Origin of the sequence: Sphingomonas sp. NCPPB 2930, assembly GCF_042867205.1 — a bacterium.
GTDB lineage: Bacteria > Pseudomonadota > Alphaproteobacteria > Sphingomonadales > Sphingomonadaceae > Sphingomonas.
Genome location: NZ_JBHZQU010000001.1, coordinates 347,744 through 372,796 on the forward strand (window position 1 = coordinate 347,744; position 25,053 = coordinate 372,796).

19 protein-coding genes are annotated in these 25,053 nt (G+C 67.4%); 10 read left to right on the forward strand and 9 right to left on the reverse strand.

The genetic code is table 11. The annotated features are described in order from the left end of the window. Positions 1–28: 28 nt before the first annotated feature. Complete coding sequence (locus tag ACFX59_RS01595) at positions 29–2,353, reverse strand: TonB-dependent receptor (protein WP_387428974.1); 2,325 nt, start codon at positions 2,351–2,353, stop codon at positions 29–31. Positions 2,354–2,527: 174 nt separating this feature from the next. Next, positions 2,528–4,075: an adenosine deaminase gene (locus ACFX59_RS01600; RefSeq protein ID WP_387428977.1), complete on the reverse strand. Its 1,548-nt coding sequence runs from the start codon at positions 4,073–4,075 to the stop codon at positions 2,528–2,530. Positions 4,076–4,283: 208 nt separating this feature from the next. Between ACFX59_RS01600 and ACFX59_RS01605 the strand changes: the two genes are divergently transcribed. The 6 genes from ACFX59_RS01605 to ACFX59_RS01630 are packed head-to-tail and all read left to right on the forward strand — an operon-like array spanning position 4,284 to position 12,725. Next, a complete protein-coding gene (locus ACFX59_RS01605) occupies positions 4,284–5,642 on the forward strand; it encodes an NCS2 family permease (protein WP_387428980.1) in 1,359 nt (452 codons plus the stop codon). Between the two features lie 4 nt (positions 5,643–5,646). Further along, positions 5,647–7,050, forward strand: a complete 1,404-nt coding sequence (gene xdhA / locus ACFX59_RS01610; RefSeq protein ID WP_387428982.1) for a xanthine dehydrogenase small subunit — start codon at positions 5,647–5,649, stop codon at positions 7,048–7,050. After that, the gene (gene xdhB, locus ACFX59_RS01615; RefSeq protein ID WP_387428985.1) at positions 7,050–9,362 is read left to right on the forward strand and encodes a xanthine dehydrogenase molybdopterin binding subunit; all 2,313 of its coding nucleotides are present in this window, start codon (positions 7,050–7,052) and stop codon (positions 9,360–9,362) included. The genes xdhA and xdhB overlap by 1 nt, the downstream gene beginning before the upstream one ends. Positions 9,363–9,373: 11 nt before the next feature. After that, complete coding sequence (gene xdhC, locus ACFX59_RS01620) at positions 9,374–10,309, forward strand: xanthine dehydrogenase accessory protein XdhC (protein WP_387428987.1); 936 nt, start codon at positions 9,374–9,376, stop codon at positions 10,307–10,309. A gap of 2 nt (positions 10,310–10,311) precedes the next feature. Further along, the gene (gene guaD / locus ACFX59_RS01625) at positions 10,312–11,601 is read left to right on the forward strand and encodes a guanine deaminase (protein ID WP_387428990.1); all 1,290 of its coding nucleotides are present in this window, start codon (positions 10,312–10,314) and stop codon (positions 11,599–11,601) included. Positions 11,602–11,636: 35 nt separating this feature from the next. Beyond that, positions 11,637–12,725: a nucleoside hydrolase gene (locus tag ACFX59_RS01630; protein ID WP_387428992.1), complete on the forward strand. Its 1,089-nt coding sequence runs from the start codon at positions 11,637–11,639 to the stop codon at positions 12,723–12,725. Here the strand turns inward: ACFX59_RS01630 and ACFX59_RS01635 are convergent. Further along, positions 12,707–13,627 (reverse strand): LysR family transcriptional regulator, encoded by a 921-nt coding sequence (locus ACFX59_RS01635; protein WP_387428995.1) that lies wholly within the window; start codon positions 13,625–13,627, stop codon positions 12,707–12,709. The two genes, ACFX59_RS01630 and ACFX59_RS01635, sit on opposite strands and share 19 nt — an antisense overlap. Before the next feature lie 306 nt (positions 13,628–13,933). Here ACFX59_RS01635 and ACFX59_RS01640 point away from each other — a divergent pair, with 306 nt between their 5' ends. Then, the gene (locus ACFX59_RS01640) at positions 13,934–16,351 is read left to right on the forward strand and encodes a TonB-dependent siderophore receptor (RefSeq protein ID WP_387428997.1); all 2,418 of its coding nucleotides are present in this window, start codon (positions 13,934–13,936) and stop codon (positions 16,349–16,351) included. A 59-nt stretch (positions 16,352–16,410) separates the two neighbouring features. Beyond that, the gene (locus tag ACFX59_RS01645; RefSeq protein WP_387429000.1) at positions 16,411–17,502 is read left to right on the forward strand and encodes a purine nucleoside permease; all 1,092 of its coding nucleotides are present in this window, start codon (positions 16,411–16,413) and stop codon (positions 17,500–17,502) included. Between the two features lie 26 nt (positions 17,503–17,528). Here the strand turns inward: ACFX59_RS01645 and ACFX59_RS01650 are convergent, their stop codons facing one another. Continuing rightward, positions 17,529–18,893 (reverse strand): nucleobase:cation symporter-2 family protein, encoded by a 1,365-nt coding sequence (locus ACFX59_RS01650; protein WP_309696906.1) that lies wholly within the window; start codon positions 18,891–18,893, stop codon positions 17,529–17,531. A gap of 278 nt (positions 18,894–19,171) precedes the next feature. On the opposite strand from ACFX59_RS01650, the gene ACFX59_RS01655 reads away from it, so the two are divergent. Next, the gene (locus tag ACFX59_RS01655) at positions 19,172–20,185 is read left to right on the forward strand and encodes an adenosine deaminase (protein ID WP_387429003.1); all 1,014 of its coding nucleotides are present in this window, start codon (positions 19,172–19,174) and stop codon (positions 20,183–20,185) included. 99 nt (positions 20,186–20,284) lie between these two features. Then, positions 20,285–20,836, forward strand: a complete 552-nt coding sequence (locus ACFX59_RS01660) for a phosphoribosyltransferase (RefSeq protein ID WP_307100324.1) — start codon at positions 20,285–20,287, stop codon at positions 20,834–20,836. 43 nt (positions 20,837–20,879) lie between these two features. Here the strand turns inward: ACFX59_RS01660 and ACFX59_RS01665 are convergent, their stop codons facing one another. The 5 genes from ACFX59_RS01665 to ACFX59_RS01685 form a co-directional block, all read right to left on the reverse strand. Beyond that, positions 20,880–21,881 (reverse strand): MBL fold metallo-hydrolase, encoded by a 1,002-nt coding sequence (locus ACFX59_RS01665; RefSeq protein ID WP_387429006.1) that lies wholly within the window; start codon positions 21,879–21,881, stop codon positions 20,880–20,882. Between the two features lie 2 nt (positions 21,882–21,883). Next, the gene (locus ACFX59_RS01670; protein ID WP_387429008.1) at positions 21,884–22,510 is read right to left on the reverse strand and encodes an SOS response-associated peptidase; all 627 of its coding nucleotides are present in this window, start codon (positions 22,508–22,510) and stop codon (positions 21,884–21,886) included. 872 nt (positions 22,511–23,382) lie between these two features. After that, complete coding sequence (locus ACFX59_RS01675) at positions 23,383–23,733, reverse strand: tetratricopeptide repeat protein (RefSeq protein WP_387429010.1); 351 nt, start codon at positions 23,731–23,733, stop codon at positions 23,383–23,385. Between the two features lie 354 nt (positions 23,734–24,087). Continuing rightward, positions 24,088–24,513: a biopolymer transporter ExbD gene (locus ACFX59_RS01680; RefSeq protein WP_307100333.1), complete on the reverse strand. Its 426-nt coding sequence runs from the start codon at positions 24,511–24,513 to the stop codon at positions 24,088–24,090. 34 nt (positions 24,514–24,547) lie between these two features. Further along, the gene (locus ACFX59_RS01685) at positions 24,548–25,021 is read right to left on the reverse strand and encodes a biopolymer transporter ExbD (RefSeq protein WP_307100335.1); all 474 of its coding nucleotides are present in this window, start codon (positions 25,019–25,021) and stop codon (positions 24,548–24,550) included. Positions 25,022–25,053 lie beyond the last annotated feature (32 nt).

The window sequence follows — 25,053 nt, forward strand, 5'->3', positions numbered from 1 at the left end:
TATCGTCTCCCCATCGCTCGGCGCGCGGTCAGAAGCTGTACCGCACGCGGCCGATGACGGTGCGCGGCGGGATCAGCTGGTCGAAGGTGGCGTTGACGCCGAACACGTCGGTGAAGCGCGTGCTGATGCCGTCGGTGTCGAACAGGTTCTGCGCGCTCAGGCTGATGTCCCAGCCGCCGCCGAACCGGACGCCGCCGGTCAGGTTGACCTGATTGTAACCGGGGATTCGGTCGATCGCGGGATTGTTGAACACGCGCGCCTGCATCGCGCCGCGCCGGATGAACAAGCCGGAGGCATAGCCGCGCAGCCCGTCGCCGAACTGATGGTCCCAGTTCACGCCCGCCGTGGCGCTGAACGCGGGCGTCTTGGCGAGTTGGTTGCCGTACAAATCGCCGATGACCGCCGCACGGGCCAGCGTCACGGCAGGCGCGAAGATGCTGAGCCGCTGGTTGACGACCAGATTCCGCTCCGCCGCCGTCGCATTCACGCTGTCCAGCGCGCGGGCATGGCCGCTGACCTTGCTGTCGAGCAGGGTCAGGCCGGTGTTGAACCGCAGGTCGCGGCTGGGCGCGAAGGTCACTTCCGCCTCCGCCCCCAGGATGCGGCTGCGCGGGATATTGGCGACGCCGCTCGACCGATTGCGCGGGTCGCTGGTCATATATTGCAGGTCGACATAGTCATAGCCGAACCCGGCCAGATTGGTGCGCAGCCGTCCGTCGAGGAAGTCGGCCTTCAACCCCAGCTCATAGGCGTCGATGCGTTCCGGGCGGAAGGTGCGGAACACCAGATCCTCGGCCACATCGGCAATGCCATAGGTCAGGTTGTTGCCGCCCGGCTTGAACCCGCGCGTATAGGAGGCATAGGCCATGCGATTGCGGCCCAGGTCGAACTCCACCGCCGCGCGCCCCGTCACCGCCGTCCCCTGCGACGTAATGAGCGCGGTCGGTCGGCCGGTCGACAGGGTGAAGAAGTTATAGTTGCGGTTGGTCGCCCGGTCGTCGGTATAGCGCAGCCCGCCGGTCATCCGCAGCCGGTCGGTCGCATGCCAGGTCGCCTGTCCGTAAAAGGAGAAGGAGCGGCGCTCGGGAAAGAAATCGCTCTGGAAACCGATGTCCCCGGCGGGCGGCAGGCCGTTATTGGCGACCGCGTTGAACGGATCGAGCACCCCGTTGCGGTTGCGATCCACCCGCTCGAACGAATGCGCCTCGATCTTCTGCTGGAACCAGAAGGCGCCGAGCACCCAGTCGACGCTGCCGAACAAAGGCGTGCGCGACACGAGGTTCAGCTCGGAGGTATAGGAGCGATGCGCCTGGTCCTGCCGCTCATAGAAGCTGCGCTCGACGGCCAGCGGCCCCACCAGCGCCACGTCGGAAAAGTCGTTGTCGCGATATTTGCGGACATCCTCGCGCTGGTGGCTGCCCAGATATTTGACGGTGAAGCCCGGCAGGTCCCAGGTCGCGACCAGGCTGTACAGTTGCGAGCGCAGGAACAGGTGCGACGGCGAGTCCTGCGCCAGTTGCCGGTGGCCGTCCGCGTCGCGGCGCGGGGTCGGATCGAGCAGACCGAAGCGCGCGGGCCCGTTGGTGTCGCTGCGGAATTGCTGCGCGGTCAGGTCGATATGGAAATTGTCGGCGGGTTTCCACAGCAGCTGGAACCGCCAGGCCGCGTCGTTGCGCTGGTCCAGCTTCTGCCCCAGCCGGATGTTCGTCGTGGTGCCGTCCTGCTTCAGCCAGCTTCCCGTCGCGCGCACCGCCATCGTCGATCCGATGGGCAAGTTCACCGCCGATCGCAGGTTGCGATAGTCGAACGATCCATAGGCCGCATCGACATAGCCCTCGGTCCGGTCGAGCGCGGGCGCGACCGTGACCAGATTGATCGCGCCGCCGGTCGAGTTCTGGCCGAACAGCGTCCCCTGCGGCCCGCGCAACACCTCGACCCGCCCCACATCCAGGAAGTTGCCGCCCAGCGCGAAGGGCGACACGATATAGACGCCGTCCTGGTGATAGGAGACGGACGGCGCGGCGACGTCATTCTGGTTCGCCTCCTGCCCGACGCCGCGAATGGACAGCGTGGTGCGCTCCCCCTCGGCATTGCCGACGGTCAGGCCGGGGGCCAGCGCGCTCAGATCCTGGAAGGTGTTGATGTTGTTCGCGACCAGCGCATCGCCGGTCAGCGCGGTGATCGCCTGCGGCACCTGCTGCAACCCCGCCTCGCGCTTTTCGGCGGTGACGACGATGTCGGGCAGATATTCCTCCTGCGCCGCATCCGCCGGCGTCGCGACCTGCGCAGCGCACGGATCGGTCAGCAGCGTCGCGCAGGACAGCAGCAGCGACCATTTCGTCCAGTTCATCATTTGCCCCCGCACCTGATTCCGCATGGGCCGGGCGCCGTTCTTCATCCATCCGCCGGATGATGTCGCGCGGCGCCGCCCGCTTTCGAGGGCTGTGTTAGCGTCGACAAATGGGGCGGCAGAAGCGCAATATTCCGCCTCGAGCGCGCGCATTTTTCGCTCACCCTTTCGGCATGGTCAGTCGAAGCTCTGCCGCTCGAACCTGTCGAAATCGCGTTCGAGCCGTGCCTCCAGCCGCGCCTTGGCATGGGTCGCGGTAAAAGCGCGGCACGCGGGGGTATCGAGGCGATCGCAGGCCGCGACACGGGCCCCGCCCGCGCGGTCGCGCCACAGGCTGTCTCCCGGCAGGAAGGAATAGTGCAGCGAGTCGCGCGCCATCTGCTTGAGATCGGGGTAGCGCAGCTTCTGCTCGGTCACTCCGCGAAGATATTCGTTGGTCATGTCGCTGCGCGAGACGCCCTCGTCATCGGTCGACAGGACCACCGGCACGCCCGCCTGACGATAGAGCGACAGCGGATGGTCGCGCCCCTTCACGCCCAGGATCACCGCGTTGCTGGTCAGGTTGATCTCCACCGCCACCCGGTCGCGGGCCATGCGGGCGAGCAAGGCGCGGGCATCGGTTTCATAGGAAATGTCGACACCATGGCCGATCCGGCGCGCGCCCGCGACCTCCACCGCGTCCCGGATATGAAAGGCCAGGTCGCGCGGGGGGACCAGCCCCAAGGTCAGTTCGCCCGCGTGCAGCGACAGCGGAACGGCGGGATAGCGCGCCTTCAGGAAGCGCAGCATCCGCATGTGCAGCGCATAGTCGCGCAGCGCGACCGGATCATGTTCGGGCGCGACGATATTGACCGCCACGAAGCGCGGGTCGCCCTGCGCCAGCGCAAATCCCAGCGCGAGTTCGGCGAAGACCTGCACCGGCGGCCGGGTGCGGATGGCGGCATATTGATACCGGATTTCCGTCGCGCAGGAGGGCTTCGGGTTGGCCGTGGCGCAACCGTCGATCGATGCCATCTCCGCCTCATAGGCGTCATATTCCGCCCGCGTCGCCTGCACCGCGCGGGGCAGTTCCGGCGCGATCCTGGCATAGAGCGCGGCCAGATCGCCCACATCGCCTTCCCCGACCTTGGCCAGCAAGGGCTGCGTCGCGGCCGAACCGGTGCTCAACTCGGCATAGGACACGCCGTCGGCGGCGGCCTGCTCGCGCGCCAGGGCGAGCACCTTGCCGCCATGCCGTGCGGCGATCGGCCCGAAGGCCCCGAAGGTCGCAAAGAATCGGTCATAGCCGGATATGCGCGGATCGCCGGTCCCGGCTTCGAAGCCTCGCGTGGAAAAAGCGTCGACAAAGGCGGCGTAGCGCGGATAGTCGCGGACCAGATCGGCCGCCGCGACCCGGCCGGGCGCGTCGCAGGGTGCGGGCGCCACGCCGACGGGATCGGTCGACAGGCACAGTCCCTCCGCCGCCGCCCATTGCAACATATCCTCGGCATAGACCGCGCCGCCCGCATGATTGTGCAGGTCGCCGCCCTTGGGCATGGTCTGAAGGAACATGCGCAGCCGTGGCGGGCTGTCCGCGATACTGTCCAGATAGGCGGCGGTCCGTGCCTCGGGCGATGTCGGTGCGGCCGCCCCGCCGAGCATCGCCGCCGCCAGCACCAGCATCGCGCAGGTCGCACCGGCGCGCCCGCGCCTGCCCCTGCGACCGTCATTGCAACGGGCGTTCATTCGCTATCCCCCTTGATGATGCCAGCCTGTCTAGGGAGCGGATTCCGCTCCGCCCATCGCAATATCCGGCACGTCGCGTTGCCTTAAACCGCGCGCGAGGCGTACCAAGGGGTGCGCTCATTTTTGCAACGATCTATCCCGTTCATTGATGTAGATCGGTCGGGCACTGAGTGGCATGACGCCCGTGAGGCGGATTTCGGGGGACGCAATGACAGATCGAGCAGCAGTGACGGAAGGACCGGCATCGACCGCGCTGGAACGCCGTTTCCTGTTGCGCGAGCGCGGCACCTCGCTGCGGACGGAGGTGCTGGCGGGAACCACCACGTTCCTGACCATGGCTTATATCGTGCTGGTGAACCCCGCGATCCTGGGACAGGCGGGGATGCCGGTCGCGGCGGTCGCCGCCGCCACCTGCTTCGCCGCCGCCTTCGCCTCGATCCTGATGGGGATGGTCGCCAATGTGCCGCTGGCGCTGGCGCCGGGCATGGGCCTGAACGCCTATTTCAGTTTCACCGTCGTCCAGCAGATGGGCATCCCCTGGCCGGTCGCGCTGGGTTGCGTGCTGATCTCGGGCGTCTGCTTCCTGATCCTGACGCTGACCGGGGTGCGACAGCTGATCGTCTCGGTCATTCCGTCGCATCTGTTCGCGGCGGTGGCGGGCGGGATCGGGCTGTTCATCGGCTTCATCGGGCTGAGGAATGCCGGGATCGTCGTCGCCAGCCCCGCGACGCTGGTAACGCTGGGCCCGTTGACCCAGCCGGGCGCGGCGCTCGCGCTGCTGGGGCTGTTGCTGATCGCGATGCTGAGCATCTGGAACGTGCGCGGCGCGATGCTGATCGGGATCGTCGTCACCACCGCCGTCGCCTGGATGACCGGCCAGGTCACGGTGAAGCCCGAACCCTATAGCCTGACCATGCTGACCGAGACCGCGTTCCGCATCGACCTGCCCGGCGTGTTCGGGGCGGGCGGGCGGCACGGGCTGGGCCTGTTCGAGATATTGTTCGTGTTCCTGTTCGTCGACCTGTTCGACAATATCGGCACGCTGGTCGCGGTGACCAAACGCGCCGGGTTGATCGACGCGGCGGGTCGTATTCCCGGCCTGAACCGCATCCTCCTGACCGATGCGGTGGCGACCATGGTCGGCGCGGTGGCGGGCACCAGCACCGTCACCAGCTATGTCGAGAGCGCGGCGGGGGTGCAGGCGGGCGGGCGCACCGGGCTGACCGCCATCGTCACCGGCCTGTTGTTCCTGCTGATGATGTTCGTCGCGCCCTATGCGCAGCTGGTGCCGCTGGCCGCCACCGCGCCCGCGCTGATCGTCGTCGGCGGGCTGATGCTATTGCCGCTGGCCGAGGTGAAATGGGACGATCCGCTGGCGGCGATCCCGGCTTTCCTGACCGTCGCGATGATCCCGCTGACCTTCTCGATCGCCAATGGCCTGGCCTTCGGCATCACCGCGCATGCCATATTGAAGGCGGCGCGCGGACAGGCGACGCGGGCCGACTGGTTCCTGTTCCTGCTCGCCGCCCTGTTCGTCGCGCGCTTCGTCTGGATGGGAGCGGCGTGAGGCGATGACGATCCGCTTCCTTCTCGACGATGCGGTGGTGGAGGTCGCCGACGCGGAGCCGACCGCGACGCTGCTCGACCATCTCCGCTATCGCCTGCGCCGCACCGGCACCAAGGAGGGTTGCGCCGAGGGGGATTGCGGCGCCTGCACCGTCTTGGTCGGCGAGCCGGACGGAGAGGGCATCGCGTGGCGCGCGGTCAATGCCTGCATCCTGTTCCTGCCGATGATCGACGGCAAGGCGGTGCTGACCGTCGAAAGCCTGTCGCGCGGCGAGACGCTGACCCCGCTCCAGTCGTGCATGGCGCGCAACGGCAGTTCGCAATGCGGCTTCTGTACGCCGGGTTTCGTCATGTCGCTCTATGGCCGCGCGGTGGGCGCGGCGGGGCACGCGCTGTCGGTTGCCGACGTGATCGCAGGGAATCTGTGCCGGTGCACCGGCTATGGCCCGATCCTCGCCGCCGCCGAGGACGCGCCCCGGATCGACCGCGACGATGCACGACTGGCCACTGCGCTGCGCGACCTTCGGACGGCCCCAGAGCCGACAGAAACGAACTGGTTCGCACCGCGATCGGCCGACGACCTCGCCGCGCTGCTGCTCGACCATCCCGATGCGCGGCTGATCGCCGGGGCGACCGATGTCGGGTTGTGGGTGACGAAGGGACTGCGCGACATCGACACGCCGGTCTTCATCGGCGACGTGCCCGAACTGCGCACCATCATGGAGGACACCGCCGGGGTCACGCTGGGCGCGGCGGTGCGCTATGCCGAGGCGCATGACGCGCTCGGGCGGCTGCATCCCGATCTGGGCGAGCTGGTGCGGCGGATCGGCGGGTTGCAGGTCCGCAATGCGGGCACGATCGGCGGCAACATCGCCAATGGCTCGCCGATCGGCGACGGGCCGCCCGCGCTGATCGCCCTGGGCGCGTCGCTGACGCTGCGTCGCGGCGATCGGCGTCGGACGCTGGCGCTTGAAGATTATTTCCTCGGCTATGGCCGCCAGGACCGGGCGCCCGGCGAGTTTGTCGAGCGCATCCATATCCCCCGCCCCGCCCCCGATGCGATCATCCATATCGCCAAGCTGTCGCGCCGCTTCGACAGCGACATATCCGCGGTGTGCGGCGCCTTCGCGCTGACGCTGCGCGACGGCGTCATCGCCGAGGCGCGGGTCGCGTTCGGCGGAATGGCGGCGACGCCGCGCCGTGCCCCGGCGTGCGAAGTGGCGCTGACCGGCGCATCCTTTTCGCCAGCGACGATCGCCCGCGCCGTCGCCGCGCTGCGCGAGGATTTCGCGCCGCTGACCGATGTGCGCGGCAGCGCGGCCTATCGCCACGAAGCGGCGGGCAATCTGCTGTGGCGGCTGTGGCACCGCGAACAGGGCGAGCCGGTTTCGGTCCGGGAGGCGGTCTGATGGCCGATCCCACCGCGCCCTATGCCGCCGAGCCGATCCTCAAGCCCTCGCTGCCGCATGACAGCGCGGTCCTGCATGTCACCGGCGCGGCGCGCTATGTCGATGACGAGCCCGAGCCCGCCGACCTGCTCCACCTCGCCTTCGGCCAGTCGAGCGAGACGCATGCCGAAATCGTCGCGCTCGACCTGTCGGCCGTGCGCGCCGCACCGGGCGTCGTGGCGGTCTTCACCGCGGCCGACATTCCGGGGCATAATGACGTCAGCCCGGTCGCGCATGACGACCGGCTGCTTGCGGACGGGGAAGTCCTGTATCGCGGCCAGCCGGTCTTCCTCGTCGCGGCGACCAGCCGGGGCGCGGCGCGGCGGGCGGCGCGGCTGGGACGGATCGACTATGCCCCCCGCTCCGCGCTGCTGTCGATCGCCGACGCCCGCGCCGCCGCCTCGCTGATCGAGCCGACCCAGCGCATGGCGCGCGGCGATGCCGCCGCCGCGCTCGACACCGCCCCGCATCGCCGGTCCGGCGGGTTCGCGATGGGCGGGCAGGACCATTTCTATCTGGAGGGGCAGGTCGCGCTCGCGCGTCCCGGCGAGGACGGGCAGATTCACATCACCAGCTCGACCCAGCATCCCAGCGAGGTCCAGCATCTGGTCGCCGACCTGCTGGGCGTGACGTCGGCGGACGTCACGGTCGAGGTACGTCGCATGGGCGGTGCGTTCGGCGGCAAGGAGACGCAGGCGGCCCCCTTCGCCGCCGCCGCCGCTCTGGTCGCCGCCAAGACGGGTCGCCCCGCCAAATTCTGCTGCGACCGCGACGACGACATGGTGCTGACCGGCAAGCGCCACGATTTCGAGATCGCCTATGATGTCGGCTTCGACGACAACGGCCGGATCGTCGGACTGGTGCTGCGGCTGGCATCGCGGTGCGGGGCGACGGTCGATCTGTCCCCCGCGATCAACGACCGCGCCATGTTCCATGCGGACAATTGCTATTGGCTGCCCGCGATCGAGATCGTCTCAGAACGGCTGAAGACCCATACCGTCTCCGCCACCGCCTTTCGCGGTTTCGGCGGGCCGCAAGGCATGCTGGCGATCGAGCGGGTGATCGATGCCGTCGCCGCCGCGCTCGGCCGCGATCCGCTCGCGGTGCGCATCGCCAATCTCTACGGGCCGGGGCGCGACGTGACGCCCTATGGCATGACGATCGCCGACAATATCGCGCCCGCGCTGATCGCCCGGTTGCGCGACGACAGCGACTATGACGCGCGCCGCGCCGCTATCCGCGAATTCAACGCCCGCCACACCATCCTCAAGAAAGGTATCGCGCTGACCCCGGTGAAGTTCGGGATCAGCTTCACCACCACTCATCTCAACCAGGCGGGCGCGCTGGTGCATGTCTATGCCGATGGCAGCATCCAGTTGAACCATGGCGGCACCGAAATGGGCCAGGGCCTGTACATCAAGGTCGCGCAGGTCGTGGCGGACGTCTTCGCTGTGCCGGTGACAAAGGTGCGCATCACCGCGACGCGCACCGACAAGGTGCCCAACACCTCCGCCACCGCCGCTTCGTCGGGGGCCGATCTGAACGGCATGGCGGCGTTCGAGGCGGCGCGCGCCATTCGCGAGCGGCTGGCGGGCGTGGCGGCGTCGATCGGCGGCTGTGCGGTGGAGGCGGTGCGCTTCACCCCGGCCGGGGTCGTTGCGGGGGCGGAGACGATCCCCTTCGACACGCTGTGCCGCAAGGCGCATCTGGCGCGGGTGTCGCTATCCTCGACCGGATTCTACGCGACGCCGGACATCGCCTATGACCGTGCGGCGCATCGCGGGCGCCCCTTTTACTATTTCGCCTATGGCGCGGCATGCGCGGAGGTGGTGGTGGACACGCTGACCGGCGAACACCGCGTCCTGGCGGTCGATATCCTCCACGATGTCGGCCGGTCGCTCAATCCGGCGATCGACCTCGGCCAGATCGAGGGCGGGTTCCTCCAGGGCCAGGGCTGGCTGACCACCGAGGAACTGGTCTTCGCCGAGGATGGCCGGTTGCTGACCCATTCGCCCGCCACCTACAAGATCCCGACCGCCGCCGACCGCCCGCACCGTTTCCGGGTCGCGCTGTGGGACGGGGAGAATGTCGAGCCGACGATCAACCGCTCGAAGGCGGTCGGCGAGCCGCCGTTCATGCTGGCCCAGTGCGTGCTGTCCGCGCTGGGCGAGGCGGTGGCCGCCACCGCGCCCGAACGGCGCGGCTTTCCGCCGCTGAACGCGCCCGCCACGCCCGAGGCGATCCTGCGCGCGATCGCCGCCCACCGCGCATGAACGCCCTGTGGATGACCAAGCTGCGCGCCGCCACACCCGGCGAGCGCATCGCGCTGATCACGGTGCTGGCGACCGAGGGGTCCGCACCGCGCGGAGCGGGCACGCGGATGGTCGTGACGGACGCCGCCGCGTTCGACACGATCGGCGGCGGCGCGCTGGAGCATCAGGCGATCGAACAGGCCCGTGCGATCCTGGCCCACCCACCCGGCACCTGGCGGATACAGGATTATCCGCTCGGGCCGCTGCTCGGCCAATGCTGCGGCGGGCGCGTCCGGCTGTTGATCGAGCAGATCGACCCCGATGCGTTGGGCTGGATCAAAACGGCGACCCTCGGCGCGACGCTGACCACCCTGCTGCACCCGTCCGGCATCACGCGCACCGTCGATCCGGCGGCGGCAATCGTCGCCCTGTCCGCGCGCGGCGAACGCCCCGGCGCGGGCGCATGCTGGGCCGAGCGGCTCGGCCAGTGGCATCGGCCGCTCTATCTGTTCGGTGCGGGTCATGTCGGCCAGGCCATTGCGCGTCAGGTGATCGGCCTGCCGCTGCGGCTCGCCTGGTTCGACAGCCGCGCGACGATGCAGGAGTTGGAGGGCGTGACGATCGTCGACGAGGATCGCCTGCCCGCCTGTCTGGCCGACGCCCCCGCCGAGGCGGCGGTGCTGATCCTGACCCACGACCATGGGCTCGATTACCGGCTGACCCGCGCCGCCTTGACGCGTCCGCCGCTGGCCTTTGTCGGGCTGATCGGATCGGCGACCAAGCGCGCCCGCTTCCTCGCCCGGCTGACCCGCGACGACGTGCCGGACGAAGCCCGCGCCCGGCTGACCTGCCCCATCGGACTGGCGGCGATTACCGGCAAGGAACCCGATGTGATCGCGCTGTCGGTCCTGGCCCAGCTTCTCGCGCTGGGCCGTGAGCCCGCCCCCCACCCCGCTATTGCCGAGTGACCATGACCCTTCGCCTTTTCCGCGCCGAACTTTTGTCGATCGGTGCCGATCCCCGCGACGATCCGACCGCGATCCGGCATGAGCCCGACGGGCTGCTCGCGGTCGAGGACGGACTGGTCGTGGCGCGCGGCGATTATGCGACGCTGGCGCCGCAGTTCGAGGGCGTCGCCGTCGAGCGGCTGCCCGGCATCGTCGTCCCCGGCTTTGTCGATGCGCATGTCCATTATCCGCAGATGGACCGCATCGCCTCGCATGGCGAACAGCTGCTCGACTGGCTGGAACGCCATATCTTCCCGGCCGAAAAAGCCTTTGCCGATCCCGCCCATGCCGCCGCCGTCGCCGATGCCTTCCTGACCGAGCTGCTCCGCCACGGCACGACCAGCGCGCTGGTCTTCCCGACCGTCCACCCCGGATCGGTCGACGCGCTGTTCCAGGCGGCGCTCGACCGGCGAATGCGCATCCTGTCGGGCAAGGTGCTGATGGACCTGGGGCCCGACGGCCTGCGCGACACGCCCGAGAGCGCCCGTGCGGATAGCGAGGCGCTGATCAAGCGATGGCGCGGGCGCGGGCGGCTGGGCTATGCGGTCACGCCGCGTTTCGTGCTGACCTCGTCCGACGAACAGCTCGTACAGGCCGCCGCGCTGCTCGACGCGAACCCCGATGTGCTGCTGCACACCCATCTGGCCGAGAACCGCCACGAATGCGCCGCCGTCGCGAACCGTTTCCCGCACGCGCACGACTATCTCGACGTCTATGACCGGTTCGGACTGGTCGGCCCGCGATCGGTGTTCGCGCATGGCATCCACCTGACCGACCGGAGCTGCGCGCGGCTCGCCGAGGCCGGGGCGGGGATCGCGGTCTGCCCGACCTCCAATCTCTTCCTGGGGTCGGGCTTCTTCGATTTCGGACAGGCGGACGCGCACCGGCTGCGGCTGGGCCTGGGCAGCGATATCGGCGCGGGTACGTCCTTTTCGATGCTCCACACCGCCGGGGTCGCCTATCAGGCGGCGCTCGCGCGCGAGTTGCGGCTCGATCCGTTCCGCGCGCTCTATCTGGCCACGGCGGGCAGCGCGGCGCTGCTCAACATCGGCGACCGGGTCGGGGCGCTACTGCCCGGACAGGAGGCCGATTTCGTCGTGCTGGACGAAGCCGCCACGCCGCTGCTTGCGCGGCGGACCGCCGGCGCGGACCTGGCCGCGCGGCTGTTCGCGATGCAGGTGCTGGGCGACGACCGCACCGTGCGGCGCACCTATGTGATGGGCGAATGCGCCTGGGATCGGGGGATCGGCTGATGCGCAAGCTGGGGTTGCAGCTTCTTGGATGTTTAATGGCACTGCTCGCGGCGACGATGCCCGCGCAGGCGCAGGAGAACCGCCGCCTGGTCGTCATCGATGACGAAGGCTTCGGGCTGGGCCATGTCATGCTGCTCGACGCGCCGGACGTCGAGGTGCTGGGCATCACCACCGTCACGGGCAATGTCTGGGTCAACCGCGCCACCGCCCTGGCGCTCAAGGGCGTCGAGCGGATGGGCCGGAGCGTGCCCGTCGCGCAGGGTGCGACCTATCCGCTGGTCAATTCGGAGGTGCTGACCGAACGCTGGGAGGCGCTGTACGGCAAGCTGACCTGGAAGGGCGCCTGGATGCGCCAATGGGTCGAGCCGACGAAACAGAGCACCCCGCCCTATCACCGCGCCGACGATCCGGTCGCGTTGCCCGGCGGCAATCCGACCACGCGCCCCTCGCCCGAGATCGCCGCCAATTTCCTGCTGCGCATGGTGCACGAGCATCCCGGACAGGTGACGATCATCGCGATGGGGCCGCTGACCAATCTGGCGCTGGCGCAGCGGCTCGACCCCGCCTTTGCCGGTCTGGCCAAGGAGCTGGTCTATATGGGCGGCAGCCTCAATCCCCGCCAGATGCGGGACGGCGTGTCGGCCAGCCAGTTCGCGCGCGAATTCGTCCATTCGCCGCGCCGCGAGTTCAACGCGCGCTTCGATCCCGAGGCGGCGAGCATCGTGTCGCGCAGCCCGTGGCGGCACATCACCGTCGTCCCCGCCGACCCGTCCACCGCGACCGAACTGACGCCCGCGCTGATCGCGCGGCTGCGCGCGGTGTCGCCGCCCGCCATGGCAGGCTGGATCGGGTCGCTCGAACCCGGCTTTCCGATGTGGGACGAGATCGCCGCCGCGGTCTGGCTCGACCCGAGGATCGTCACCACGCGCGACACCGCCTTTGTCGATTACGATACGCAGTTCGGGCCGGGTTACGGCGATATGCTGTCGTGGAGCCCGGGCTATCAGCCGGGGATCGGCGAACAGCGCGCGGAGGTGATCCGCGCCGTCGATCCCGCCCGGCTGGAGGCGCTGATGCTGCGGTTGCTGGCCCGTCCGACCCGGCCTCAGGCTGCGGGGGGCTGATAGGCGAACTGGGTGAAGCCCGCCTCGATCTCGCGCAGCACCATCGCGGCGGCATAGGAGGGCGTGCGCGCGGTCGCGGTGCACAGGGCCAGCGTCATCGGGCGCAGCACCTTGTCCGCGATGCGCGTGAACGCCAGCGATCCGGTGCGCACCTCGGTCGATACGTCCAGCGAGGTCAGGATGCCGACGCTGTCGCCCTGCTCGATCAGCGAGGCGATCATCTGGATATTGTCCGACGTCACCCGACGGTGGAGCGTGACGCCCGACGTCGCCTCCAGCACCGCGACCTGCTGGTGCACGGCCAGCGGCGCGGCCGGGAGGATCACCGATTCGCCGTCGCAATCGGAAAAGCGAATCTCCGGCTGCCCCGCCAGCCGATGCCCCGGCGGCGAGACGATGCCCAGCACCACGTCGACAAAGGCGCGGACCGTCAGATCCTGATAGGATTGCGGGTCGAACAGGATGCCGAAATCGACGTCATTGGCGGCGATCGCGCGCCGCACCTGCTCGTTGCCCAGCACATGCACCCCCATGGTGATGCCGGGATGGCTTTGCTGGATCGCATGGATCGCGGCGGGCATATAGCCCTTGGACAGCGCGTCGATGACCGCGATGTCGACATGGCCGCGCTTCAGCCCGCGCAGGTCCTCGATCTGGGCCAGCGTGTCCCCGAGCTGCTTCTGCCAGCGTCCGCCCGCCGCCATCATCACCTCGCCCGCCGCCGTCAGCCGCAGGCCGGTGGACAGCCGTTCGAACAGCTGCACCCCCAGCCGCGCCTCGGCATTCAGTATCTGCCGGTCGATCGCCGAGGCCGACACGGCCAGCTCATCGGCGGCGCGCCGGATCGAGCCCAGCCGCCCGACCGCCATGAAATATCGGATGAAGCGCGATAGGGCGGGCATGCTCTAATTTATGCAACGGATCGTCGTCATCATTGCGTTTGAATGCAACGATCCCGCCCCGTAGGTCAACTGCCGGTTCGGTATCATGACGCGGCCACCGTGCGATTGCCGCGCAATACGGACCGGCGTGACGACGATGGCCAGACGCCGCCGCGATCACGGGGGAGAGATCAGGGACAAACAGCGACGGACCGGTCCAGGGGAATGGGCCGGGCGTCACATGGGGGGCTGACACTGATGACGCTTGCTTGCTCGCTATCGACCATTTCGCGCGCGCCTGGGCGAGGGCGCCGCACCGGGATCGCTTTGCTCCTGTCGCTGCTGTGCGGCACCGCGATGACCACGCCCGCCCTCGCCCAGCAGGCGACGACGGCCACCCCGCCCCAGCCCGCCGCGCAGGACGGAGCGGAGATCGTCGTCACCGGATCGCTCGACGCGCTGCCGGTCAAGGATGTCGGCTCGGTCTTCGGGTTCGACAAGACGCTGGTCGAAACGCCGCGCTCCGCCTCGACGATCAGCGACGAGCAGATCGAGCGGTTCGGCATCACCGACATCTATGATCTGGTCGCGCAATCGCCCGGCACCTTCACCAACTCCTTCTTCGGAGTGGGCGGCGCGCTCGACATTCGCGGCACGCCGGGCGAGACCTATTTTCGCGGCGTCCGCCGGCTCGACAATGCGGGCAATTATCCGACGCCGATCGCGGCGGCCGACCGGATCGACATCGTCCGCGGCCCCGCCTCGCCCATCTACGGCCCGTCCAAGACGGGTGGCTATCTGAACTTCGTGCCCAAATCGGCGCGGGTCGCGGGCGGCGCGCTGCTGAGCGGTCCGACCGGCGAGGTGAGCTATACGGGCGGCAGCTGGGACCGGAACAACCTGCGCGCCGAGGTGCGCGGGCCGCTGCATCTGGCGGGCGCCGATCTGGGCTATAGCCTCTATGCCGAGGTCGAGGATTCGGGCAGCTATTACCGCAACATGTCGACCCGGCAGACGATCCTGCAAGGCGCGTTCGACCATCAGCTGACCGACCGGATCAAGATCGAGTTCGGCGGCCAGTATCAGAATTTCAAGGGCCAGCAGAATGGCGGCTGGAACCGCCTGACGCAGAAGCTGGTCGACAACGGCACCTATATCACCGGCACCGCCAAGCCGCTCGACACCAATGGCGATGGCCAGATCTCCCAGGGCGAGATCAACGCATCCATCCCCGGCGGCCTGTCGATCTTCGGCAATTACACCTGCCCCAACAGCACGTTCAGCGCGTTCGCCACCGGCTTCACCAATGCCTGTTTCACCCAGACCTATCCGCAGCTGAACCTGGTCAACACCGGCACGACGACGCTCAGCCGCCGCAACGTGCTGACCGGGCCGAACGACAAGCTGGAGAACAAGCAGACCACGCTCTATTACGACATCACCTTCGATGGGCCGAGCGACCTGACCGTCAAGAACCAGCTGTTCTTCGACCACACCCAGAACATCAACAACAATGATTACGGCTTCTCGCAGCGCGTCAAATCCTATGTGATCGAGGACAAGATCGTCATCGCCAAGTCGATCAAGACGGATATCGGCAAATTCTCCGGCCAGTTCTCGCCATCGGTACGCTATGTCAACTTCGATTATGGCGATGATTTCGATTACGAATATTTCAGCCGGGTCGACCTGACGCAAAGCTATACGCCCGCGTCGAACCGCCTGCTCGCGAACGAGTGCAATTGCGGCTATACCGACCGGGTCTTCGGCCACACCACCGACTTTGGCCTGGCCGCGCTGGTCGACCTGGATTTCGACTTCGGGCTCGATCTGCTGCTGGGCGGGCGGTACGACAAGGTGGACGCCGCGTCGCGCTATGATCCGACCGTCATGGACCGGGTGCCGACCCGGACCTCGGCCAAGGGCAGCGACGATGGCTGGTCGTGGACCGCCAGCGCGTCGTACAAGCTGCCCTTCGGCCTGATCCCCTATGCGACCGCGTCGCAGCAGGCGACCATCGTCGTCGGCCAGGGCGCCGAGGTGCTGCCCGAGGCGGTGGCATCGGGCTTCATGTCGACCTCCCGCCTGTACGAAGGCGGCATCAAGGGAAGCTGGCTGAACGAGCGGCTCTATGCGGCGCTCTCGGTCTACAAACAGAACCGGACCGACTTCAACATCCAGTCGATCACCGTCAACCAGGCGGTCGAGACCAAGGGGGTCGAGGCCGAAGCCCGCTGGGCAGTGGATCGCCACCTGCTCGTTACCGGTGCCTATACCCATACCGAGGTCGTCAACCTGACCGGCCTGCAAGCGGGTTCGCTCTTCAGCTTCTTCGGCATCGAGGATCTGGTCAACGTCACCAACCCGACGCTGTATCTGGGTGGCCAGCCGATCGGCCTGGTGCCGATCACCAACCGCAATCAGGCGCGGCGCGCAGGCATTCCCGCCAACCTCTATTCCGCCACCGCGACCTATGGCTTCGACAACGGCCTGTCGGTCAGTGGCAGCGTGGTGAAGGTCGACTCGGTCTTTTCGGGCCAGTCGCAGGCGGTGCGGCTGCCCGGCTACACGCTGGTCGATCTGTCGACCTCGTATCAGACCGGCCCCTGGCTGTTCCGCCTAGTCGTCAAGAACGCGACCAATGCGCGCTATTTCCGCGCCAACTTCACCGAATTGTTCGGCAGCACCATCGTCCTGCCCGAGCGTCCGCGCAGCTTCCTGGCCTCCGCCGTCTATAAATTCTGAATGTGCGGACGGGGATGCGAGCCGCCCGTTCGCATCCCCGTCCCGCCGGAGTATCGATCATGAACCCTCTCGTCACCGGGCTGCTGCTCGCCGCCATGGCCCCCGCCCCACAACCCGCTGCGCAACCCGCCACGCCGCCGTCGCTTTGCGCCATCGCCGCCCCCTGCCCCCGCCCCCTGCCCGTGCGGATGGTCGTCGTCACCATGTTCGAGATCGGCAAGGACGAAGGCGATGTCGCGGGCGAGTTCCAGCTGTGGAAGACGCGGCGCGATCTGCGCCAGCGCATCCCCTTCCCGCACGGCTATCACGACCTTTATTACAACCCAGACACGCAGATATTGGGGGTCGTCACCGGCGTCGGCTCGGTCCGATCGGCCGCCGCGATCACCGCGCTGGGCCTCGACACGCGGCTGGACCTGTCACGCGCCTATTGGCTGGTTGCCGGGATCGCCGGGATCGATCCCGAGGACGCCTCGATCGGCTCGGCGGCCTGGGCGCGCTATAGCGTCGACGGCGATCTGGCGCATGAGATCGACGCGCGCGAGATACCCGCCGACTGGAAGAGCGGCTATTTCCCGATCGACCGCAAGGGGCCCAACGATCCCGCCCCGGCCCGGCCCAATGGCGGGGAGGTGTTCGCGCTGAACCCCGGCCTGACCGAATGGGCCTATCGGCTGACGCGCGACGTGCCGCTGCCCGACGATCCGGGGATCGCGCGCGAACGGGCCCGCTATACCGACCATCCCAATGCGCGAAAGCCGCCCTTCGTCCTGATCGGCGACCAGTTTTCCGCGATGACCTTCTGGCACGGCGCGCTGCTCAATCGCTGGGCCAATGATCACACCCGGTACTTCACCCAGGGCAAGGGCAATTTCGTCACCAGCGCGATGGAGGAAACCGGCACGCTCCAGGCGATCGCCTATCTCTCGAAGATCGGCCGGGTCGACAAGGACCGCGTCCTCGTGCTGCGCGCGGGCAGCAACTATACCATGCCGCCGCCGGGGGTGACGGCCGCCGACTATCTGCTGCGCGAGAACGAAGGCTATGCCGGGCTGAACGCGTCGGTCGAGAGCCTCTACCGGGTCGGCAACCGGGTGGTGGAGGAATTGCTGTCCCATTGGGATCGCTACGCCACGACCCCGCCGCGGTGATGCGCCGCCGCCCTGGCGCGGCGCGGTCAGGCCACCGCGTCGTCGCCGCTCGTCCGGTTGCCGAAAAAGGCGTTCAGCCCGACCGCGCTGATCGATGCCAGCACGATCCCCGAATGCAGCAGCGGGGCGAGCGCGGTCGGCATCGCCTGGAAGAAGCGGTCGGACAGGACCGGGATCAGCCCGACGGCGATCGACACCGCGATCGTCACCAGCCGCTCGAAGGTCAGCTCGACCGATCCCAGGATGCGGATGCCCGTCGCGGCGATCATCCCGAACATGACCAGCGCCGCCCCGCCCAGCACCGGCAAGGGCACCGCCGCGACCAGCGCCGCCAGCTTCGGACAGACGCCCAGCGTCAACAGGATCACCCCCGCCCCCGCGCATACGAAGCGCGAGCGGACGCCGGTGATGCTCAGCAAACCGATATTCTGCGCGAACGAGGTATAGGGAAAGGTGTTGAAGATGCCGCCCAGCAGCGTACCGGCGGCATCGCCGCGCAGGCCCCGCACCATCTGGCGCCGGTCGATCGGCCGACCGACCATCTGCCCCGCCGCCATGAACATGCCGAAGGATTCGATCATCACCGTCATCATGACCAGGCACATCGCGATCGACGCGGGCAGGTCGAAGGTCGGCAAGCCGAACTGGAAGGGGCGCACCAGCGCGAACCACGGCGCCTCGCGAACCTGGGTCAGATCGACCTGGCCGGTCGCACCCGCGATGATCGTACCGACCACCGTCCCCGCCAGCACTGCACCGCTTCGCAACAACCCGCGACCGAAGCGCATCAGGCACAGCACGATGGCCAGCGTCAGCAGCGCCAGCAGCAGATGCGCCGGTGCGCCATATCCGGGATCGGTCGGCTGCCCGCCCGCCGTCCAGTTGATGCCGACCCGCATCAGGCTGAGCCCGATCGACAGGATCACCGTTCCGGTCACGGCGGGCGGGAACAGCCGCGACACCCGGCCGACGAACGGCGCGATCAGGAAACCGAACAGCCCGGCGACGATCACCGCGCCGTAAATGCCCTGCAAGACCATGGCGGGCGGCGTGCCATCGGCCTTGCCGGTGGCGATCATCGCCAGCATCGGGCTGATCGAGGCGAAGGTCACGCCCATCACGATCGGCAGGCGGATTCCCACCAGCGGCAGGCCCAGCGTCTGGATCAGCGTGGCGAACCCGCAGGCGACCAGATCGGCGCTGATCAGCATGCCCAACTCCGCAGGGGGCAGGCCCAGCGCACGGCCGACGACCAGCGGCACCGCCACCGCCCCGGCATACATGACCAGCACATGCTGACAGGCCAGCGGAACCAGCCGCCGCGCGGGCAGCACCGCGTCGACGCCGTCCCCGGCCCGGTCGATCGCGGGCGCGACGGACGGATCGGACATGTCCTGGCCTGCCAGGGGCAACTTCCGTGTCGCCGATTGCATGGGCTTGGATCTCCGTCTGTCGATGAGGTGATGACGGTCATCGTATCGATATCGAAGCGGCCGCCACCAGCGCCGATTCTGGAACGGAGCGATCGAGAAAAGGCATCGCTCCCGGCCCGCCATGCCGTTCCCTCGCGAACGGCATCGGAAATCGCGCATCCGGGCTATCGCCTGTGTGCACGATTGCGCATGATGACGCCCGCGCCCGCCAATCCCGGCCGATGGAGCCTGCCCGCATGACCGACGACGACTTCATCACCGCGCTGCCCAAGGCCGAACTGCATCTGCATATCGAGGGCAGCCTCGAACCCGAGTTGATGTTCGACCTTGCCCGCCGTAACCGGGTTTCCATCCCGTTCCGCTCGGTGGAGGAGGTTCGGGCGGCCTATGCCTTTTCCAATCTGCAGGATTTCCTCGACATCTATTATGCGGGCGCCGACGTGCTGCGGATGGCGGAGGATTTTCACGATCTGGCGGTCGCCTATTTCGACCGGGCGGCGGCCGATGGCGTGGTCCATGCCGAAATCTTCTTCGATCCGCAGACGCATACCGATCGGGGCATCCCGTTCGACGTGGTGATGGAGGGGCTGCTGGCCGGAATGGCCGCGGCGAAGGAACGCCATGGCCTGACGTCCAAGCTGATCCTGTGCTTCCTGCGCCATCTGGACGAGGACGCCGCCTTCGCGACATTCGACCAGGCCGGGAAATGGCTCGACCGCATCGATGGCGTCGGGCTCGATTCGTCCGAGGTCGGCCATCCGCCATCCAAATTCGCCCGCGTGTTCGCCGCCGCCGGGGATGCGGGCCTCAAGCGCGTCGCGCATGCCGGGGAGGAAGGGCCACCCGCCTATGTCCATGAGGCGCTCGATCTGCTCGGAATCGATCGGCTCGACCATGGCAATCGCGCGCTGGAGGACCCGCTATTGACCGCCCGCCTCGCGCGGGAGGCGATGACGCTGACCGTCTGCCCGCTGTCCAACCACAAGCTGTGCGTGGTCAAGGACATGGCGGACCATCCCATCGACCGGATGCTACGCCTGGGCCTGCGGGCGACGATCAATTCGGACGATCCCGCCTATTTCGGCGGCTATGTCGGCGACAATTACAGGGCGGTCGCCCGAGCCCGAGCCCTGTCCCGCGCCGATCTGGTGACGCTGGCGCGCAACAGTTTCCTCGGATCGTTTCTGGACGATGCCGCGATCGCGGCGCATCTCGCGCGGCTCGACACTTTCGCGCAGCGTTCCGGATAAGCGACGACGGTTGCCCTGGCGACGCCAGGGGGTAGAAGACGAGCGCCGACTTCGGGCAGGAATAGACCCGGTCGGCCCAACAAGGATGATGGAAGTTTCGTGGTCACCAAAGTCTATCTGTCCGCCGATCGCCTGCTCGAGGACTCGTTCCGCCTGGCCAATCTGGTGTTCGATTCCGGATTTCGCCCGACCCATATCGTCGGCATCTGGCGCGGCGGCGCGCCGGTGGGCATCGCCGTCCAGGAACTGCTCGAATATCGCGGCGTCCAGAGCGATCACATCGCGATCCGCACCACCTCCTACACGGGAATCGACCAGCAGGACCCGCAGGTCCGCATCTATGGCCTCGGCTATCTGGTCGATGTGCTCAACCCCGAGGATCGGCTGCTGCTGATCGACGACGTGTTCGATTCGGGGCGCTCGATCCGCGCGGTCCTGAAGGAACTGAAGGAGCGGTGCCGGAACAACATCCCGGACGAGGTGAAGGTCGCGACCGTCTATTACAAACCTTCGCGCAACGTCACCGACCTGAAGCCCGATTTCTTCGTCCACCAGACCAATGATTGGCTGATCTTCCCGCACGAGATCAATGGGCTGACCGAGGCGGAGATTCGCGAGCACAAGCACGGCGCCGACATCATCCTGCGCTGACGCGAGATTGCCCCTCCCCTTCCGGCAAGGGGCTCATGTTGGTTCAGCGCGGTGTCCCCAGGGCCCGGCCGAAATGATAGACGCCGCCGGGCTCGGCCGCGACGAAGCGATCGCGTGGGATGCGCGCGGCGTCGAGGGCCACCGCCAGTTCCTCGACCGGCGCGTCGCGGGCTTCGTCGGTGAGCTGGAACGTTCCCCAATGGATGCCGAGCGCCCGCCCAGCGCCGACATCGGTGAAGATCCGCACCGCGTCGGCCGGGTCGACATGCTGCGCTGCCATGAACCATCGGGGTTCATAGGCGCCGATCGGGATGAGAGCGACGTCGGGCGCGCCCAGCCGCTCGCCCACCTGGCGGAAGATGGCCCCGTCGCCATAGCCGGTGTCGCCGACGAACCAGATCGTGCCCGCGCGCGTCTCCAGATAATGGCCGCTCCACAATGTCATCCGCGTGTCGCTCGGCCAGCGATTGGACCAGTGGTTGGCGGGCGTCAGCGTCGTCGCGACGCCGTTGCCCAGGTCGATCCGATCCCACCAGTCGCCGGTCACGCACCGCGCGCCCGGCACCGCGGCGCGGACGACCGCATCATTGCCCAGCGGCATCGCCATCAGCGGATCGTGTACGGCGTGAAGGCGACGCAGCGTCGCGACGTCGAGATGGTCGTAATGGGCATGGCTCAGCAGCACGACATCGATCGGCGGCAGAGACTCGAACGGGATTCCCGGCGCGGTGACACGCTTGGGCCCCACGCGACGAAAGGGGCTGGCACGCTCGGACCAGACCGGATCGGTGAGGATGTTCACCCCCGCCGCCTGGACCAGCATCGCGGCATGGCCGACCATGGTGACGGACAGGCCATCGAGGCGCGGCCGTGGCATCGCTGGCGTGACCGGCACCGTCACCGGCCATTTGGCGGCAGCACCCGCCAGCTTCCAGCGCAGGATCGCGCGGAGTCCGCGATCGGTGCTGGCCTGGCCCGGATTGAAGAAGCGCGTGCCGTCGAAATGGTCGCTCGGCGGACCGTCATAATAGCGGTTGCGGGCCATGGTCAGGCGACCCGCATCAATTGCGAGGGATAGGCGGACAGCATGGCCAGCGCCTCCTCGACCGGCGCGGTCAGCCAGCGCTCCTGATCTTCGGCCGACAGGATGACCGGCATCGCCTTGGGATGCCTGGGCGCGACCAGCGGATTGGGCTCGGTCGTGCAAAAGGCATAGACCCGGTCATGATCCCGGTCGACCTTCCACAGCCCGGCGAAGCACGGCACCGCCTGATCCTCGACGGTGAACCACCAGTTGGTGTCGCCCGGCCCATGGCGATCGGCAGCCGCCTTGGGTTCGGAGAAACGGGTGAAGGGCACGAGACAACGATGTTCGGCCTTCGCCATCCAGGGCTTCCACATGCCGCTCTGCATGTTGCGGGCATTGGTCCACCAGTCGTTGAGAAAGGGCAACTCCCCCTCGCGCGCGGGCCGCTTGCGCGGCTTGCGGGTCGGGAAACCCCAGCGCATCGTGCTCAGCACCCGCTGGCCCTTGTCCAGACGGACGACATAAGCGGGCTTGCCGGGAGCGGCGTAATCCTTCTCCACCGCCAGCCCATTGGCCGCGTCCACCGCCGCGCCCAGCGCGTCGAAATAGGTTCGGGGGTCCACCTCGATGCTGTAAAGATTGCACATTCCGCTGTTCGATCACGGTCGGTGGCAGCAGACAAGCCCCTTCCGCGCCGACCACCCTCCGTCGCGCGCGGACGCGAGCCTTATGACAACCTACGGCGCGCTCCCCTGTCGAAAGACCGGATCGCGAGCCCCGGCTACAGTTTGTTGGCTGGGACATTCTTCGTCGGGCCATCGGCCTGTTACTTCGCTGCCGGTATTCCCCGACGAAAGTTCCTCAGGAGCATTCAGCGAGAGCGGCGATCCCGTTCGGGGATTGTGATTTGCTCTAATCATCGCCTGACTGCACCCCGGCCTCTGCCGGGGTGGGCCCCCTTAGGCAACGGGCCGCCTCTGGCGAAGGAACCCCGCCAAGGGCAGGACGACGGTGCAAATCGCGGGGATGATGGCGGACGCCGCCTATCCAGCAATAGTAAGGCCAATCGACATTCAGGACTGCTTCCTCTTCCCTCTCCCCTGGACAGGGGAGAGGGTTAGCGAAGCTTGCCAGCCTGCTGGCTAGCGCAGCTTGGGGAGGGGTTGAGCGAGCCCAAAGGCTCGCGCGCTCGCAGAGCGAGCGCCCACCCCTCACCCAGCTCCGACTAAGCCTTTGCTTTTGCAAAGACCAAGTCTCCGCAACCCTCTCCCCTCTGCGAGGGGCGAGGGAAGGAAAAGGCATCGCTGAATGGCGATCGGCCTTAGACATCGCCGCGGGATATATCCGGGCGCGGGACAACAGGGCGCGTCAAACCCCACTAGCGGAGATGTAGCCCCGCCCCGTTGGGCCCGAATGAGGTCGACGGCCGGGTTCAGGCATGGCCCTCGAGCCTCCCACGATCATCTTTCCGGGCGCACGACATCAAGGCAGATTCGAACCTGACCTGCCCTTTGTCGGTTCAGCGCGAAGCGAATGTTCGGTTCAGTTGGCGAAGGCCCGTTTCCGCGACGCGGTGCGAGGAAATCACCGCGCCCGAAGGCATGTCCATGGCAATCGGCTTTTCCTGCAAGACCGCCGCATAGAGCGATCGCGCCTCGGACGCGCGTCCGGTTTGGGCATAGACCGCGGCGAGGTTGAGCATCAGTTCCGGGCTGTCGGGGCTGGTGCGTCGTTCCTGGAGCAGGGTCCGCTCCGCTGCTACCAGCTTCCCGGCTGCGATCTCGTGATAGCCCGTCCGTTGCGGCCAGCGATCCTGGGCGATGGCCGGGGCTGCCATACCCGCCGCCGCGACGATCAGAGCCCAAGACATGCCACGCATCGCCCTTCTCCATGTTTCACTTTTATGACGGCATGTTGTCATTTTTGTGAAACCACCGCAAGGGTCGAGGGTGTTACCAACGGCCGCGCGAAACCGGATTTCCGCCGTGGCTTCGAGAGTTCTTCCGGAAGAAAACAGGTGATGGCCGCCTTCGCCTAAGGCCGATCACCGCAGGATAGCCCAGTGTGATCATGGGGTCCGTTCCCCCTCCGGTGTCCGGCATCAGCGCGACGCTCTCCGTGATCGGCCGCGCTCACGCCCCGCCTCTCCCCCCTGTCCCCCGGCATAAAAAAAGGCGGCCTCCGAAGAGGCCGCCCTGGTCCGTCACGAACGGAATCGCGTCGATCAGAAGTCGTTGCGATACTGCTCGTTGCCGATGAAGCCGAGCTTGCTGACCGCCGAACGCTTGATCACTGCCAGGATCTCGTCGACCTTGACATATTTGGCGTCGGGGGCCGGCTGGAAGTGCAGTTCCGGCTCGGGGTTCATGGCGGCCGTCTGGTCGAGATACTGACGCAGCGTCACCTCGTCGACCGGCGTGCCGTTCCAGGTCACCGTACCGGCGGCGTCGATGCCGACCTTGTTCTTCTCGCTGTTCACGACGGGCGTGTTGTTCTTCGAGTTGACCGGCAGGTCGACCTTCACCGCGTGAGTCTGGATCGGGATGGTGATGATGAACATGATGAGGAGCACGAGCATGACGTCGATCAACGGCGTCGTGTTCATGTCCATCATCGGCTCGCCATCATCGGATCCGGCGCTCATTGCCATGGCGTGCTAACTCCTATTCTGTCCGCCCGGCCGATCAGGCGCGGGGGTTGCCGCCGGGGGGCGGCTCGGAGATGAAGCCGACACGGGCGAAACCGGCCTGCTGCATCGTGTAGATGGTGCCGCCAATGCACCGATACGGCGTATTCACGTCGCCGCGAATATGCGCCTCGGGCAGCTGATCGGGCGTGATGTTCGGCCCGAGCCGCTCGATCTCGGCCTTCAGCTTCTGAACCGCCTTGTCACGCAGCTCGGTCGAGGTCACGGGGCTGAGGCCCCAATACACCTTGCACTGACCATTTTCGCTGGTCACCGAAAGCGAGACGTTTTCCGGCTTCGTCGTCGTCGGATCGAAGCGGACGCTCGGCAGCTTGAGCGGAACGGTCTGAATCACGACCGGAACCGCGATCAGGAAGATGATGAGGAGAACCAGCATGACGTCCACGAGGGGCGTCGTGTTGATCTCCGACATCGGTTTCTCGGCGGAGTCCCCGCCAACGCTCATCGCCATGAGAGAGCTATCCTATCCATGCATTCTTTCGC